This is a genomic window from Nitrospirota bacterium, from assembly GCA_035516965.1.
Lineage (GTDB): Bacteria > Nitrospirota > UBA9217 > UBA9217 > UBA9217 > MHEA01.
The window spans coordinates 23,767-38,271 of sequence record DATIZR010000088.1; the positions used below are offsets into that span (position 1 = coordinate 23,767).

General features: G+C 57.8%; 9 protein-coding genes and 1 tRNA gene. 5 read left to right on the top strand and 5 right to left on the bottom strand.

What is annotated here, in order from left to right:
• Positions 1–133 precede the first annotated feature (133 nt).
• The gene (typA, locus tag VL197_13320) at positions 134–1,954 is read right to left on the bottom strand and encodes a translational GTPase TypA (protein ID HUJ18958.1); all 1,821 of its coding nucleotides are present in this window, start codon (positions 1,952–1,954) and stop codon (positions 134–136) included.
• Positions 1,955–2,315: 361 nt separating this feature from the next.
• Between typA and VL197_13325 the strand changes: the two genes are divergently transcribed.
• On the top strand, positions 2,316–3,146 hold the full coding sequence (locus tag VL197_13325) for a hypothetical protein (protein HUJ18959.1): 831 nt from the start codon (positions 2,316–2,318) through the stop codon (positions 3,144–3,146).
• Between the two features lie 81 nt (positions 3,147–3,227).
• On the opposite strand, the gene VL197_13330 is transcribed toward VL197_13325, so the two are convergent.
• The 4 genes from VL197_13330 to VL197_13345 all read right to left on the bottom strand — a co-directional run bounded on the left by VL197_13330 (position 3,228) and on the right by VL197_13345 (position 11,159).
• A complete protein-coding gene (locus VL197_13330) occupies positions 3,228–4,457 on the bottom strand; it encodes a dihydrolipoyl dehydrogenase (GenBank protein HUJ18960.1) in 1,230 nt (409 codons plus the stop codon).
• 15 nt (positions 4,458–4,472) lie between these two features.
• Positions 4,473–4,607, bottom strand: coding sequence for a hypothetical protein (locus VL197_13335; GenBank protein HUJ18961.1), 135 nt, complete (start codon positions 4,605–4,607; stop codon positions 4,473–4,475).
• Positions 4,608–4,697: 90 nt separating this feature from the next.
• The gene (locus VL197_13340; protein HUJ18962.1) at positions 4,698–8,009 is read right to left on the bottom strand and encodes a UvrD-helicase domain-containing protein; all 3,312 of its coding nucleotides are present in this window, start codon (positions 8,007–8,009) and stop codon (positions 4,698–4,700) included.
• Between the two features lie 96 nt (positions 8,010–8,105).
• Positions 8,106–11,159, bottom strand: coding sequence for a PD-(D/E)XK nuclease family protein (locus VL197_13345; protein ID HUJ18963.1), 3,054 nt, complete (start codon positions 11,157–11,159; stop codon positions 8,106–8,108).
• 76 nt (positions 11,160–11,235) lie between these two features.
• Here VL197_13345 and VL197_13350 point away from each other — a divergent pair, with 76 nt between their 5' ends.
• The 4 genes from VL197_13350 (at position 11,236) to VL197_13365 (ending at position 12,552) form a co-directional block, all read left to right on the top strand.
• A complete protein-coding gene (locus VL197_13350) occupies positions 11,236–11,433 on the top strand; it encodes a 4Fe-4S binding protein (protein ID HUJ18964.1) in 198 nt (65 codons plus the stop codon).
• A 21-nt stretch (positions 11,434–11,454) separates the two neighbouring features.
• Complete coding sequence (gene trxA / locus VL197_13355; GenBank protein ID HUJ18965.1) at positions 11,455–11,778, top strand: thioredoxin; 324 nt, start codon at positions 11,455–11,457, stop codon at positions 11,776–11,778.
• Between the two features lie 122 nt (positions 11,779–11,900).
• Positions 11,901–12,383, top strand: coding sequence for a TlpA disulfide reductase family protein (locus tag VL197_13360; GenBank protein ID HUJ18966.1), 483 nt, complete (start codon positions 11,901–11,903; stop codon positions 12,381–12,383).
• A 93-nt stretch (positions 12,384–12,476) separates the two neighbouring features.
• Positions 12,477–12,552: transfer RNA gene (locus tag VL197_13365), tRNA-Gly, on the top strand.
• Positions 12,553–14,505: the final 1,953 nt, after the last annotated feature.

Genomic DNA, 14,505 nt, shown 5'->3' on the forward strand with positions numbered 1-14,505 from the left:
GAACGCGGCCAGAACCAGCGAAACCCCGGTTTAAAAAAAGCCGCTGAAGTTACCCTTCAGCGGCTTTTTGGTAGATTGCCTGATTTTCAACGGCGGCCGGCGCGGATCGACAGAATCATCCCGATGTTGGTCCTCAGTCGATCTTTTCCCTGTTCTTCGGCCGCTTGTTCGCTTCGAGGATCTTCTTCCTAAGACGGATCGACTGCGGAGTCACCTCCACGAGTTCGTCTTCCTTGATGAACTCAAGCGACTGCTCGAGTGACAGCTGACGATGGGGCACGAGCCGGAGCGCTTCGTCGGCGCCCGATGCGCGCATGTTCGTCAGCTTCTTTTCCTTGATGACATTCACGTCCATGTCGTTCTCGCGCGAATTCTCTCCCACGATCATGCCTTCGTAGACCGCCGTGCTTTCATTGATGAACAGCTCGCCGCGAGGCTGAATGTGGTAAAGGGCATAGGTCGTGGTCTTGCCTGCCCGGTCAGCCACGAGCGCGCCGGTGGCGCGCTTTGCGATGGGGCCCTGCCATGGCTCATACCCGTCGAAGAGATGGTTCAAAAGGCCGGTGCCCCGGGTATCGGTCAAAAACTCCGAGCGAAAGCCGATGAGGCCGCGCGCCGGGATACGGAACTCGAGCCTGACGCGGCCGTGGCCGTTGTTCGCCATCTTGGTCATGCGTCCCTTGCGCGTTCCAAGCTTCTGAGTCACTACGCCGATGAAATCCTCGGGGCAGTCGATGACGAGGTTCTCCATGGGCTCGTAGGTCTTCCCGTCCCGCTGCTTGGTAACGGTTTCGGGCTGGGAGACTGAAAGCTCGTAGCCCTCGCGCCGCATCATTTCGATCAGGATCGCAAGCTGAAGTTCACCACGGCCCAGGACCTTGAAGCTGTCGGTCGCGTCTCCCTTTTCTACCTTGATCGCCACGTTATACAACAGCTCCTTTTCGAGCCGCTCCTTCAAATGGCGGGAGGTCACGAACTTGCCTTCCTTCCCGGCAAAAGGAGAATTGTTGATCGAGAAGAGCATGGAGATCGTGGGCTCGTCCACGGCAATGCGCGGCAGGGGCTTCGGGTTTTCCGGGTCGGTAATGGTATCGCCTATGTTTACACCCTCGATGCCGGCAAGGGCCACGATGTCGCCGACGGTGGCACTGGGCGTATCCACGCGTTTCAGGCCCTCAAACGAAAAAAGCGACGTGATCTTGGTCTTGACCACGGCGCCGCTCGAGGTGACAACGCCGATAGGCTCGGCAACCCTTGCGGTGCCGGCAAAGATCTTGCCGATGGCCAGGCGTCCGACATAGTCGTTGTAAATGATGTTCATGACCAGGAGCTGGAGCGGCGCGGTCTCGTCCCCCTCCGCCGCCGGGACGGTATTCACGATCAAATCAAAGAGCGGCTTGAGGTTCGTCGCTTCATCCTCCATCTTCAGTTTTGCAATGCCGTCCCGGGCGTTCGTGTAAACGATCGGAAAGTCGAGCTGGGCGTCATTCGCGTCGAGGTCGATGAACAGATCGTACACTTCATTGACGACCTCGGCGATACGTGCGTCAGGCCGGTCGATCTTGTTGATCACGAGGATCGGCGGCAGACCGAGTTCCAGTGCTTTCTTCAGCACGAACCGTGTCTGCGGCAGCGGGCCTTCCGAGGCGTCCACGAGCAGGAGCACGCCGTCCACCATTTTGAGCGTACGCTCCACCTCGCCGCCGAAGTCCGCGTGGCCGGGCGTATCCACGATATTGATCTTCACGCCATTGTAGTGGAGAGCCGTGTTCTTGGCCATGATCGTGATGCCGCGCTCGCGCTCGAGGTCGATATTGTCCATCACGCGCTCCTGGATCCGTTCGTTGTCGCGGAAGGTGCCGCTCTGGCGCAGGAGCGTGTCCACGAGCGTGGTTTTGCCGTGGTCGACGTGGGCGATTATTGCAATGTTCCGGAGATCGTTTCTTTTGAGCATCAGGTATCCTTTTTTGCCGGTTTTCTCAGGCAGATCATGACGGGGGTCAGGGCGTCGGGGCCTGTCTCATGGGCCGGCAGTGTCCGTCGTCCCGCTGCAGCGGGACGCCCTCCTTGCTGCCTTCATTGTCATTCGACTAAATCTATCCTCTACTATGCAGAGCTGGGTTTTATACCACGGGGTAACGGGAATTGTCAATCAAATAATCACTGCCGGAACGCTTCCCGCGGAGGCATCGGCACTTGATTTACTCTTTGTTCTGTGCTTTAATTTCACCACGTGCGGGATTCGGGTACTTGGGGAAATACGGATGTCCATTCATCGGTCACTCAAAAAATCGTATTCAGCGGAGGTGTTTCTCATGGGGATGTTTGGTAATCGGTTGTTTTATTGGATGCTGCCCTGTCTTTTATTCCTCGGCATCAGCCTCGCGCCTGTCCCATCCTTAGCCGGCGACGAACCCGAGGTTTACGGCGGCATCGAATATTTTACATGGAGGGAATTCGACGAGGCCGGACAGATCCTGAAGGAGTCGGGACCGCGGTACGAGATCGGGTTCACCAACACCCACGAATTCCCGAACCATATGACGTTGAAGCCGCGCGTTGAATTCTTCGGAGGCGACGTGGATTACAACGGCCAGGCCTGCGACATCTTCGGGAACTGCGTGCCCGCGAGCACGGACACGTACTATTTCGGCCTTAAAGGCGAGATGGACCTGGGGGGGCGGTTGCGGGTCTCGGAATCCTTCATTCTCGAACCCTTTGGCGGCCTCGGGATCCGGGGATGGTCGCGGAAAATAAAGGACTCTGCCTTAGCCGTGGGCTACACCGAGAACTGGACGACATTCTACGGCCGGATGGGTCTTCGCGCCGAACAGAATCTCTCGGGACGGAGCAAGCTTTTCATCGAAGGGGGCGTGAAGCTTCCGATCAGGACGTCGAACTATATTGATGACAGCAATGTCTCCTATTCTTCGATCAATCTCCATCCCAGGAACGAGCCTTCCTTCTTCGCGGAAGTTGGCGCCAAGCTGACCGTGTTCAGCATCAGCGCCTACTATGACAGCATGCGGTTCAAGCAGTCCGATGTCGTGTACAACTACGATCCGTTCAGCGGGCTGATAATAGGCTATTTTCAGCCCAAGTCGGAGTCCGATATGATCGGGGTCAGGTTCGGCTACCTGTTTTAGGAAGGGCAGGGATGGCAAGCTTGGGAACGGCACCGCTGATAAGCAGTGCCGTTTTTTTATTGCGGGGGGCTGGTCGGTCCTTCACTTCGGTTCCTGCAGTTTTCCGAATGCTTTCAGAACGACCTCGGAGAGGGCCGGATGAATGTGCATTCCCTTGGCCACGGACCACAGGTTGCCGTCAGCAGCCATGGCATTCACGACCTCCTGGATCAGGACCGAGGCCTGCGGACCGATGATATGGTATCCCAGGATCTTACCGCTCTTCCGGTGCACCACGGTCTTGGTGAACGCCTCGGTCTCCATCATCGCTTCCCCGCGGGCCACATCGGCATACCCGGCCTTTCCCACGAGGACCTCCTGCCTTCCCATGAGTTTGATCGCCTGGCCTTCCGTAAGCCCCACCGAGGCGATCTCCGGATAGGAGAATACGGCATGGGGCACCGTCAGATAATTCATGCGTGATTTCTTTCCATGGAAGGCATTATGCCAGACGAGTTCAGCCTCGTGGTTCGCCGCGTGCCTGAACATCTTCCTGCCGATCGCGTCGCCAAATGCCCAGATGTCCTTCTTCGTGGTTTCGAAAAAGTCGTCCACGACGATATAGCCCCTATCGTCCGTTTTGATGCCGCTGTTCTGAACCATCAGCACGTCGGCATTGGACCGTCTTCCCGCTGCGATCAAGAGCGATCCGGCCGCCACCTCGATAATCTTTCCGCTGTTCTGCTGCCGGGCCGTGACCGTCACGACCTTCCCGGTCTGGCGAACCTCGGTCGCCTCGGTGTCGGTATGGACGGTCATGCGCCGCGAGAGCGACCGGAGCAGCAGGTCCGAGATCTCCGGCTCCTCCTCGGTCACGAGGCGCGGATTTCTCTGTATGATCGTGACGTTCGTGCCCATGGCTTCGAAGAAGTGGGCGAATTCGGCAGCGATATAGCCGCCGCCGACGATGACCATGCTGTCCGGACGTTCACGGAGCTGGAGCGCGCTTTCGTTCGTGAGATACTCGATGCCCTCGATGCCTTTCAGCCGGGGGATGAGCGGGCGCGCTCCGGTGACCAAGAAAATCGTCTTCCCCCTAATCGTTGTGCCGTTGACTTCGACCTCGTGATCTCCGGTGAACTGCCCCTCGCCGGAATAAAAATCGAATTCCTCCGCCTTGTTCAGGGATTCCTGGATGAGATCGCGGCTCTTTTGCACATGCAGGCGCATGCGCTCCATGATCGCTTTGAAATCGATGTCTCGTATCTCGGCCCTTATCCCGAGCTTTGCCGCTTCCCTGATCTCGACTATTCTATCCGCCGGATAGACCATGATCTTGGTCGGGATTCAGCCGACGTTCAGACAGGTCCCGCCAGCAGGGCCCCGGTCCACAAGGGCAACGGTCTTGTTGTGGGCGAGGGCGTCTTCGAGCAGGTTCGCGCCGCTGCCCGAACCGATGATGATCACGTCGTATTCTTTCATACGCTCCGTCCTGCAAAATAAGATTGCGCCGATCGTTCTCTAATTCTATCATGTTTAAGCGGGGAGTCAATGCAAGGTCAGCGAGGAAGGCTACGTTTCTGCGCAGGGCGTCAGGGTGCTGCTGTCCAGGAAGAGGAGGTAGCCGGTCACGCTCGTAAGCCCGAAGATCTCCTTGACCGCCTCGCAGTATATCTGTATCTGAGGACGATAGTGGTTAACCCAGGAAGCCAGGGCTTGGTCATTATCGATCTGGATCGCCTTGTAATCGACAACCTGTCCTTTCCCGTCCCGAATCACAACGCGGTCGATGATGCCGCTCACGAGTGAGTACCCCCTCCTGTACAGAAAAGGAAGTTCAGAATGGGCACCAGGCTTCCTCTCGAAGACCCAGGCGAGCGAACCGTTCTTGAGCACCCTGTCGAGGACTGAGCCGGCATCGTCGAGGAACAGCTGGCACTCACCCGCCGGCAAAGCAAGGACGTCCGGATATTCGGCGGCGATTCCCGCAATATCATAGGACCCGGACTTGGTAAACTCCTCGAGACAGCGGTGAAGCACGCTGCCGCGCGTGATCGGCGAAACAGTACGTGCCACGGCCTGGGGAGCGGGAGCGCCGATCGGTTCTTCAGGAGGAATATAGTCAGTCGCCTTCTTCCACTCCGGCGCCTCGGACCGCGGAAGGGGGGCGAGATTGTCGATGACCTTCCGAAGGTTGATTTCATCGGCCTCCGGTGCAGCGTGCCGGTCCTGTCGGCCGCCCCGGGGAGTCTTGTCTAGGACAGGAAATGACACGCCTGGCGGGCAGGCGTAGAGCGTCAAACCCGACTCCGATGGGACAGCCCGGTCCAAGAGCGGCCCTGGCCTGGCATCATGGAGATAGGACAGCCACGTGTTCTGCTTGACCGGCGTTGAGCCTGCGTTCAGCGTCCCGATCATCACGAGATGGTCCCGCGCTCGCGTCATGGCAACATACAGCAGCCGCTGGTGTTCGCGAAGGAGCTCGTCCCGTTCCCGCCCCCACAGCTCGTCATAGATCGGACTTTCTGCGTCTTTGACGGCCATGCGCACACCGCCTCCGGTATCCTCCAGGATCGCGGGGGGGCCCGCGGAAAGTGATTTGGACTGCTGGTTCATGCCGGGCAGAAATACGACGGGATACTCGAGCCCTTTGGCCTTGTGAACGGTCATGATGCTCACTGATCCCTGAAAGCCGGGAAGGTTCATGCCGGCCGTTGCCTCACGCTGCTCGGTCTGCCGGATGCTCTTGACCCATTCGACAAAGTCCTGCAGCGTGGTGTACCCTCTGCGGTCGAACTCGCGACCGGTGTCGAGCAGTTTGTCGATATTGAAGATCGCCTGCGGATTGTTCCTGCCGAAGCGGATGTAGGCGCCGGATTCGTTGACGATTCTCTGCATCAGGCGTGAGAGCGGGACGAGGCCTGCAAAGCTCATCCAGCCATGCAAAAGCTTCCCGATGTCCGGACGTTGATGATTGACCCCATCGATCACGGCGCCGTCGGCCCGCAGGAGGTCGAAAATGTCCCTGTCCGTAAGACCGAAGAGGTCGGACTTGAGCGCGGCTGCGAGGCTGAGCTTGTCATCATGGTTCCAGAGGAAGAAGAGCACGTTCATGATCGCCCGTATCTCGTCCTCTTCATAAAAGCCGATGCCGCCGACCACGCGATAGGGAATGTTCTGCGCCTGGAGTGACGCCTCATACTCCTTGAGCCTGGTCCGCGACTGGATGAGGACGGCGCAATCGCCGAACGCCGCGGGGCGCGCATTCCATCCGCCGTCTGAAGCGCTCCCTCCGCCGGATTTTTCGTATACCGTCGTTCCGGTTCCTACGAGTGACGTTATGGCGCACGCGAGCACATCCGCCTCGGTGTAGTCGGAAGACGTCCCGCCCGTATCCGGCAGGAGTTCGATGAGCCGTACGCTGCCCCGCTGTTCCCTGCGCTCGATTTCGGACGGTTGATACGCCTTTCCCCAGATCGCGGTGAAGACGCCGTTCACGGTCTCAATGATCTCGGGCGTCGAGCGGAAGTTCCGGTCGAGCGTCAGGATTTCCCTCGATTCATGCGGCAGATTCCGCATCATTTTCTGCCGGACATCCTCCATCAGACGATAGTTCGCTTCGCGGAAACGGTAGATGGACTGTTTCTCATCGCCGACCACAAAGAGCGTGGACGGCATGCGCCTGTCCACGCCCTGGCCTGCGAAGAGCTCTTCCGTCAACTTGTTCAGGATGGCCCACTGGATGTCGCTCGTGTCCTGGAACTCGTCGACGAGGAAGTGGAGTATCTTACGATCGAGCCAGTAGAGGATGTCGGCTGATTCTCCGGTCTGGAGCAGGCCGTAGGCGTAGATCTCGAGGTCGTCGAAATCCAGCAGGCCTTCCCTGAGCTTTGCGGCTTGGTAATGTTCTTCCGCCCTCTGGAACAGTCTGAGCAGGCTCATGGCCTCACGTCCTGCGCGCGCATGCGCGTACAGCGCGCGGTATCGTTCGAGCAATGCCTGGAGGGCGAAAAAGGCTTTCTCGTACTCTGTCCGTTCCTTCCCCGCGAAGGCCTTTTTGGCGATAGAAGGATTCTTGCGCGGTTCTCCAGCAGCGGTAAAGTAGACCGGCGAAAGTGAATTCGCAATCATGCAGGCGGCATCGGGGTCCTTTGCCGCGACGAGCAGGGCATGTTCTTCCCCCTTGCTTGAGTCATACCGGTCTCCCTGGGTTCGCAGGATGCGTTCCATCTGCTGAAGCAGCGAACGCCATTGCACGCTCGTTGTCAGTGACTGGATCACTTGTTCCGTCCGGTCAACTTCCATTCCGCGCCGGACTGAGCGGAGCATGCCCTCCGGTCCGCCGGCATCGATCTCCATCCGCTTCAGCCTGCTCCTGATCGACAGCAGAAATTCGATCGTCGCCATGAGGTCATCCGTCGTGAAGTCCCTGAGCGGATCCATAAGGACCCGGTCACGGTCGGATTCCTCGAGAGCATCTTCGATGGCCTGTTGGATCTTGGATGCCTGGTCACGGGCGTCGAGCACGCCAAAGTCGGGCGGCAGTCCTGCTTCGAGAGGATAGCGCTTGAGCAGGTTCATGCAGAAGGAGTGGATCGTCGAGATGCGGAGGTCCTGACTGCCCCGGATGATCTTTTTGAGCATGGCCTCGGGCAGGTCGCGCAGCACGCGCTCTTTGATCTCCGCGGCGGCCTTATCCGTAAAGGTGATGGCCACCGCCTGGTCAATGGCGAGCCCGCTGTTGTCGAGCGCGTCGAGGAGAGCGAGGTAGCGGTCCTTGAGCGCGCGGGTCTTGCCCGATCCGGCAGACGCCGAGAGATGGACGGATTTTCCCGTGTCGGCGGCGCGTCGGTTAGTGTTGTCCGTATCGGTCTTCTTTGTCATCGTTCTGCAGGTGAATCGTCGGGAGATGATGAACGCCTGGATGAAAGGTCATCATTCGTGTCGGGGCAAAGTAAGCCATGCACCTGCCACGAATGTTTATTCCGCGCTCCCGCACATCATCTCATTCGGGCAGTAACGGCACTTGTTCGCATCCCTGGGTGTGCCCGGGAAACTGCCTGAAAGGATGGCCTCGACCGCCTGGCGGGCCTTGTCCATGCTCTGGGCAAGCAGCGCCTCGAAATCCCGGGCACTTCTCGGACTCGCTTTCGGTCTCGATGACGGGTGATCATCGCGGGCGTCCCGGTCAAAGAGCACGACATCGCGCGCTCCCGCGCCTGTTTTGCCCGCAAGATCGTAGTAGACGAGTCCGATCGGTTTCTTGAGGGCAGGTTTTGTGTCGAGCAAGGCCTGTTGCGCCATGACCGCGTAGACCGGAAGCTGGAAGATGTCCTGGTCGCCGTTCATTTTCGGGAGAGGATATTTGCCGGTCTTATAATCCACGATCATGAAGTTGCCGTGCTCATCCACGTCGATGCGGTCGATCCTGGCGGAAAGCCCGGCTTCCGCTCCGCTTGCAAGGAGCAGACGATAGTGTTCGATCTTCTGCTCCAGATAGGCCGGCTTCATGCCCTGTTTCCAGAATTCTTCCTCGGCATCGAGGAAGCGCTCCACCATCACGGTCAGGAAGAGGTCCTTTTCGCGCCTGTTGCGGAAGGTGTCGGCTTCAGTGTCAAAGGCGGAATCAGCGAGTTTCCTTAAGAGCGCCCGTGCCTCGTCACGGTGCTCCCGCGCAACCGGCCGGGTCCATGCAAGATAAAAATTACGCAGGATTGCGTGAACCTTGCTGCCGCGGTCCAGGGGGGAAAGGTCTTCCGTCACTTCCTCAAGGGGCTCTATGCCGAGCACCGTGGTAACGTAATAGTCATAGGGACAGGAGAGATAGGCGTCCAGTTCCGTTACCCGGAAATCCCTTTTGGCGGCGGGGGCGAGCACCGGCAGCGACGCCGCGGGTTTGTAGCCGACGGCAGATCTGATTCCTGCTATTCCTTCGATGTCCGCGCTCAGGAGGTTCGGCAATCCTTTCCTGTCTCCGGCGAGGCTGATCGCTTTTGCCAGTTCGGGCATGCTGCTGCTGTCTTCTATCTTCAGGCTGAACTGGATGGCCGAGGTCGTCTTCAGCAGGCCGGCTTTCTTCAGCGGTGTCAGTTCCTCCAGAAAGGGGGCAGGTACCGCGGGCCGGTCGCCTTCATTCTCGGGATAGGTGAGGGTGACCTTATCGGCCGAGAGGAGAAGACGGTAAAAATGGAAGGCCGCCTTCAGCCGCGCCCGCTCGAGGGTGCGTACGCCCATGGCCTCGAGGGTCCGCTCGGGCAGGAAGATGTTCTGCGGCAGACGCTGGGGGAACCTCCCGTCCACGAGCCCCCCCAGATAGATCTCTTCCCAGGCGTGGCTCAGGCTTTCTTCGAGGCCCAGGATCTGCACGCCGCCCTCGTCCTCGGGCGGAACCTGGTACCGTGCGTGCAGGAAGGTCTTCTTCAAGAGGAAGAGCCATTCGTTGAAGGTGTAGCGAAAATCCGGGAAGGTCGTGCCCGCTTGAGCGAGCGACGTCATGGTCTCGTTCAATTTCTTGTAAGCCTGCAGGTTGATATTGAGCGGGCCCTTGATCAGCTCGACCCGTGCGCCGAGCCCGGACCAGGCCAGGAGCGCCGAAAGCCGTTCCATCCACCGTGAGAGCGGCGCGGCATCGCGCTCGGAAAAGGGCGCCAGGGCGGTAAAGAGGTCCTTGACCGGAGCGGTCAGGATATCTCTTCCCCTGACCCCGGTCGTCTGATGCGAGAGCGCCGAAAGAAGCGTCTGCCTGCCGCCGGTTACTTTCCTGCTGCGCATGAGCCTGTCGAGCGTCGGAGCGATCATCGGGCTCTCGCTGAACTTGAGAAAGGGGGAGTTGAAGACCCGTAACAGCGAAGGCCCCGAGAAATCCTCCTGGCAGGAGTGCAGGAGCGAGATCACGGCAGTGGCAATGGGTGAGGTGCCGAGCTGCCTCCCGAGCGCACGGTTGTAAGGGATTCCATAGTCGGTGAAGATTTCCTCAACGAGCGGGCCGTAGTCGTCGAGCGCAGGGAACGCAACCAGGATCGAGTCGGGAACGGTCCCGCTCTTGAGCGACTTTTTCACTGCTCCCGCGATGAGGGAAACTTCTTCGCGGGTATTGACAGCAGAGAGCAGGCTTATCTTCTTCGAGAAGGAGGAGGGATCCGGAGCCTGCGCCGCGATCTCGGCAAAAGGCTTGTCAGAGAACAGGGCCGACGCGAGGTACAGATCGTCGGAGCCCTCAGCCGACCCGCCGTGATCTGGCATGATGCCGATGCCGGAGAGGAACTCTCTCGTGATCCCGAGCGGATGAAGGTCTCCCGCACGGTTCAGCAGGCTCGAAGAGGGCGCCTCCACGACATAGGTGCACTCGCCGCAAGCCGCCACCTTCCCGAGGATGTCCGCTTCGGTCTTCGTCGCGTCCTGGATGCCGTCGATGATGATCGCACCATAGTGCGACAGCCACGCGGGGTCGAAGCGATCGCGAAGAATGACGCGCATCCCGGCGGGATCGGTCAGATCAGCGTCTCGCAGGGCCTTCTCATACCGGTCATAGACGTCAATGAGCAGCGATACCTGCGGCTTGTCCGAGAAGTCCGATCCCTGGATTCTCAGGGTAAGGTCAGCGGGGCTCACTCCTGCGGCGGATAACTGCTCGATCATCTTCGCGAGTGCCGAGGAGAGCGATGGCGCAAGCAGGTCGGGACTCGGGTTGAACCGGGCATCCCGGGCGAGCCGCTCTTTGACCAGACCTTCGAGCAGCACGAGCCTGCTGTTCTCATCGAGGAGCCGCGGGCCGTGAAGGCGCGGGTATTGGCGCTGCAGAAACTGGTGGAGCGTCTGGATGTCGGGCTGTACCAGGGCCCGGGCCCCGGTCATGCGCTCGAGCGCATCGAGGAAAATGCGTCCGTATACCCGCTTCAACCGGGAAGAGGGAACAAGAATGAGAACGTCGTTATAGACGTGCGGCGGATGCGGCCGGGAGGCGATGATCTCCTCGAGGAGGAGTTTCTTTTCTTCCCAGCCGGTCTTGCCGAAGGGCACAATGATCGATCGCATCGGTTCGGTGATTATGCCATAATTGAAAGTCATTGACAATACCGGAGGCCTCGTTTATAATCAAAACACTTGTTATATGCAGTTCTTCGTGGCGGAAAATAAATGCACCGGATGTAGTGCCTGTCTTGATATCTGTCCGGCCGAGGCAATACGGGTCGTCAACGGCAAGGCAATGATCCTGCTCGAGTGCATCGGGTGCGGCGCCTGTCCGCGAGTCTGTCCCGAAGGAGCCATAAAAAAGGTGCTCCCTGCTGCTGTTCAACATTCACACTAATGATGGTTCAAGGAGGGTCAGATGGCTGAAGCAGTTACGAGCGCAACGTGGGACCAGGAAGTGCTGAAAGCGCAGGGCCTGGTGCTGGTGGATTTCTGGGCGGTCTGGTGCGGGCCCTGCCGGATGGTCGCCCCGATCGTGGACGAGATCGCGAAGGAATACGAGGGCAAGCTCAAGGTCCTGAAGCTCAACACGGACGAGAACCCCGATGTGGCCGGGAAATACCGCATCATGGGTATTCCGACACTGATGTTCTTCAAGGGCGGACAGACCGTTGATCAGGTAGTCGGCGCCGTCCCCAAGGCCCAGCTTAAAACGAAAGTTGATGCGCTGCTGACGAAATAACGAGCATCGCATCATTCCCGATATTCGTCAGGCAGGCGGTGGAGTGCCGGCCTGGGAAGCATTCGAACTGCCCGCTTGCCGGCGGGCATGTTTTTTTTCTGCCGCGTAAGGAGAATCCGCCTATGTTCAGGCTTCGTGTGCTGACAGCCGTCCTTGTTATCGCCGCATTGTTCGCGTGTACCAAGAAAAGCGACCAGCCGGGGATTGCCGCTGATTTTACCCTGCAGGATTTGAACGGAAAGAGCGTGCGGCTTTCCGATTTCAAGGGCAAGCCGGTGCTGCTCGACTTCTGGGCCACCTGGTGTCCTCCCTGCCGGGCCGCGGTCCCGGGCATCGAAAAGCTGCACGAAACCTTCAGCGGCAAGGGGCTCGTCGTGCTCGGAATTTCCATGGACGAGGGAGGCTGGGATTCGGTCAAGGCTTTCATGAGTGAGAATCACATGACCTACACTGTGCTCAAGGGGACCGATGACGTGCTGTCGGAATACCAGGTGAGAACGATCCCCCTGGTTGTTCTTGTGAGCAAGGATGGCAAGGTCGTGAAGCGCTATCTCGGCTTTGGGGGAGAGGACGAACTGGCCAAGGACATCACGGCGGTTCTCTGAATCCTTCCTCGGCGGCTGTGCCGGTGACGGCTACTCGGCTTCCGAGTTTTTAATTGACAAGGCGGAGGGCGGCCGTTATAATGTCGCAAAAAAGCGGGCGTAGCTCAGCTGGTAGAGTACAAGCTTCCCAAGCTTGGGGTCGCGGGTTCGAGACCCGTCGCCCGCTCCAATTTTCTCTTATTAATCCGAGGGTTTAACCTTCGGATTTTTTGTTTGTCCGAGTCTTGTCCGAGTCCCTGTCCGAGTCCATCGACAACTTCCCGCAGTTTTTGCACATTCAAACTCGCATATCTCCGCGTCACTTCCAGCGAACTGTGACCGAGGGCCGATGATATCCTATCCAGTGAAACCCCTGCATTCAGTGCCTGAGACGCAATTGAATGTCGCGTAGCGTTGTAAAAATTGATGTACGGCACTTTTGCCTTCTTGCAGGCCCTCTGCCATATCTTGCGAAGTCCTGATGGTGTATATGGCCTTCCTATCGCATTGAGGAACACAAATGCTTCGGGCAACTTACCCCGCAGTACAGAGCGATCGAACGTAGCGGAGAGGGGAAGATAATAGGGCTTCTTGTTCTTCCTAGACCGCTCTTCTTTGAGAGAGAACGCCCGGCTGATCTGGACCATTCCAGCGTCAGTCAGGAAGTCCTTGACCCGGAGAGCGCGGAGCTCTCCGGGCCGGATCGGGTGATAAATTGCGAACTGAAAAATCGGACGGTCCTTTACGGGCACAGCCGCCAGAATCCTCAGTTGCACGTCCTTCGTAGTCCAGGTGATAACGGGCTGGGCAGGGGAGATCTCAGGGAATGCCGGCAGCCGAAGCAGGATATCCCGTGATTGGAGCCAACGGCAGAAGTTCTTGAGCATGACCATGATGTTCTTTTTAGTCTTGTCGCTGCCTTTGAGTGTTTGGAAGAAGTCCTCGATGTGGTAAGTCCGGATGTCGCGGCAGTCGAGGCGTCCGAAGAAGGGCGTTAACATCTTTTCAATATAACGCTTCACTTCTCGGAGGTGTGAGGGCGCCCTGTTGAGCGAGATCTTTGATTGGTACCACTTGGGAAGAAGAGAATGCCCGCGGAATTGGTCGATTTCTTTCGGCAGATAATCGACGATCGAAAATTTCCGCTCATGAATTTCTGCCCGGATGGCTTCGAGCATGAAATGTGCGCGTCGATAGCTGTCAAGAGGGCGGCTGTCGCGATCCTGGGCGAGCCGATATTCCTTCCCCTGCCAGTAGAGACGGATATAGAATGTCTCCGGCTTGATCGCGCAGCGAGGGCAGAAGATGTCCTGCTCTTCGACGATTTTGAACGCGCCGCCGCACTGCGGACATTTCTCCCGGGTCCGTACTTTGCCGGTCATGGTCCACTCCCTCGAATCAGGGAGAGTATATGTCGTATGTTCGTCCAAAGTCAAGCAGCTGTCGCTCAATGAGAGGTCCATTTCATTGTTGCAGCCGGGACGATATTACAATTCACTCCTATTGTCCATATACCAAAAAGGGGTATTTTTAAATAGCTTCATGCCCTGTCTGACGCGTCCGACATTTGACGGACACGCAATATTATCCGAATATCAGTTAATTGCGAGCCGTTCTTAACATTTTCCCCTATACATTTTTCAAGGTTGTCCGACAAGGTGTCCGACGCCATTTCTTCAAAAAGTGATGTTATATCATATGACATGATATGATGTGATATAACATCACTTTTTCTCTCTTGAATTTCGTGGTTTATCCGGTTTGCTGTTCCTCCCGGCAATCTAAAAAAGCACACTCGGGCCATGCGTCCATCCTCTATATCCATGCAAGCTGTCCGACACACCGCTCAACTTTCGTTGAGTGGTGTGTGATAGGCGACGTTGCGCAGGGCCGGTATTGCAAACGCCCGAGCGGACTGCACACGGCAACCAGCTACGAGCAAGCAACTCGCTGAGTGATGACGACGTTAGCGTAGCTCCCGAACTTAATGGTGCATACGAACATAGACCAAACACGGCAGCGAGCAGAGGTTTTAAGTGATGACAACGTTCGGCAGCCTGTACCGGAATTGCCGGCTATTTGTTCACGAGAGATTGTGAATCTGCCTCTTTTCCTTGTGACAACCAATTTAGAAGAGAATTGA

Excerpts from the sequence above, each read along its gene's own strand:
- typA (HUJ18958.1), bottom strand. The coding sequence starts at position 1,954 with ATGCTCAAAAGAAACGATCTCCGGAACATTGCAATAATCGCCCACGTC.
- VL197_13325 (HUJ18959.1), top strand. The coding sequence starts at position 2,316 with ATGGGGATGTTTGGTAATCGGTTGTTTTATTGGATGCTGCCCTGTCTT.
- VL197_13330 (HUJ18960.1), bottom strand. The coding sequence starts at position 4,457 with ATGGTCTATCCGGCGGATAGAATAGTCGAGATCAGGGAAGCGGCAAAG.
- VL197_13335 (HUJ18961.1), bottom strand. The coding sequence starts at position 4,607 with ATGAAAGAATACGACGTGATCATCATCGGTTCGGGCAGCGGCGCGAAC.
- VL197_13340 (HUJ18962.1), bottom strand. The coding sequence starts at position 8,009 with ATGACAAAGAAGACCGATACGGACAACACTAACCGACGCGCCGCCGAC.
- VL197_13345 (HUJ18963.1), bottom strand. The coding sequence starts at position 11,159 with ATGCGATCGATCATTGTGCCCTTCGGCAAGACCGGCTGGGAAGAAAAG.
- VL197_13350 (HUJ18964.1), top strand. The coding sequence starts at position 11,236 with ATGCAGTTCTTCGTGGCGGAAAATAAATGCACCGGATGTAGTGCCTGT.
- trxA (HUJ18965.1), top strand. The coding sequence starts at position 11,455 with ATGGCTGAAGCAGTTACGAGCGCAACGTGGGACCAGGAAGTGCTGAAA.
- VL197_13360 (HUJ18966.1), top strand. The coding sequence starts at position 11,901 with ATGTTCAGGCTTCGTGTGCTGACAGCCGTCCTTGTTATCGCCGCATTG.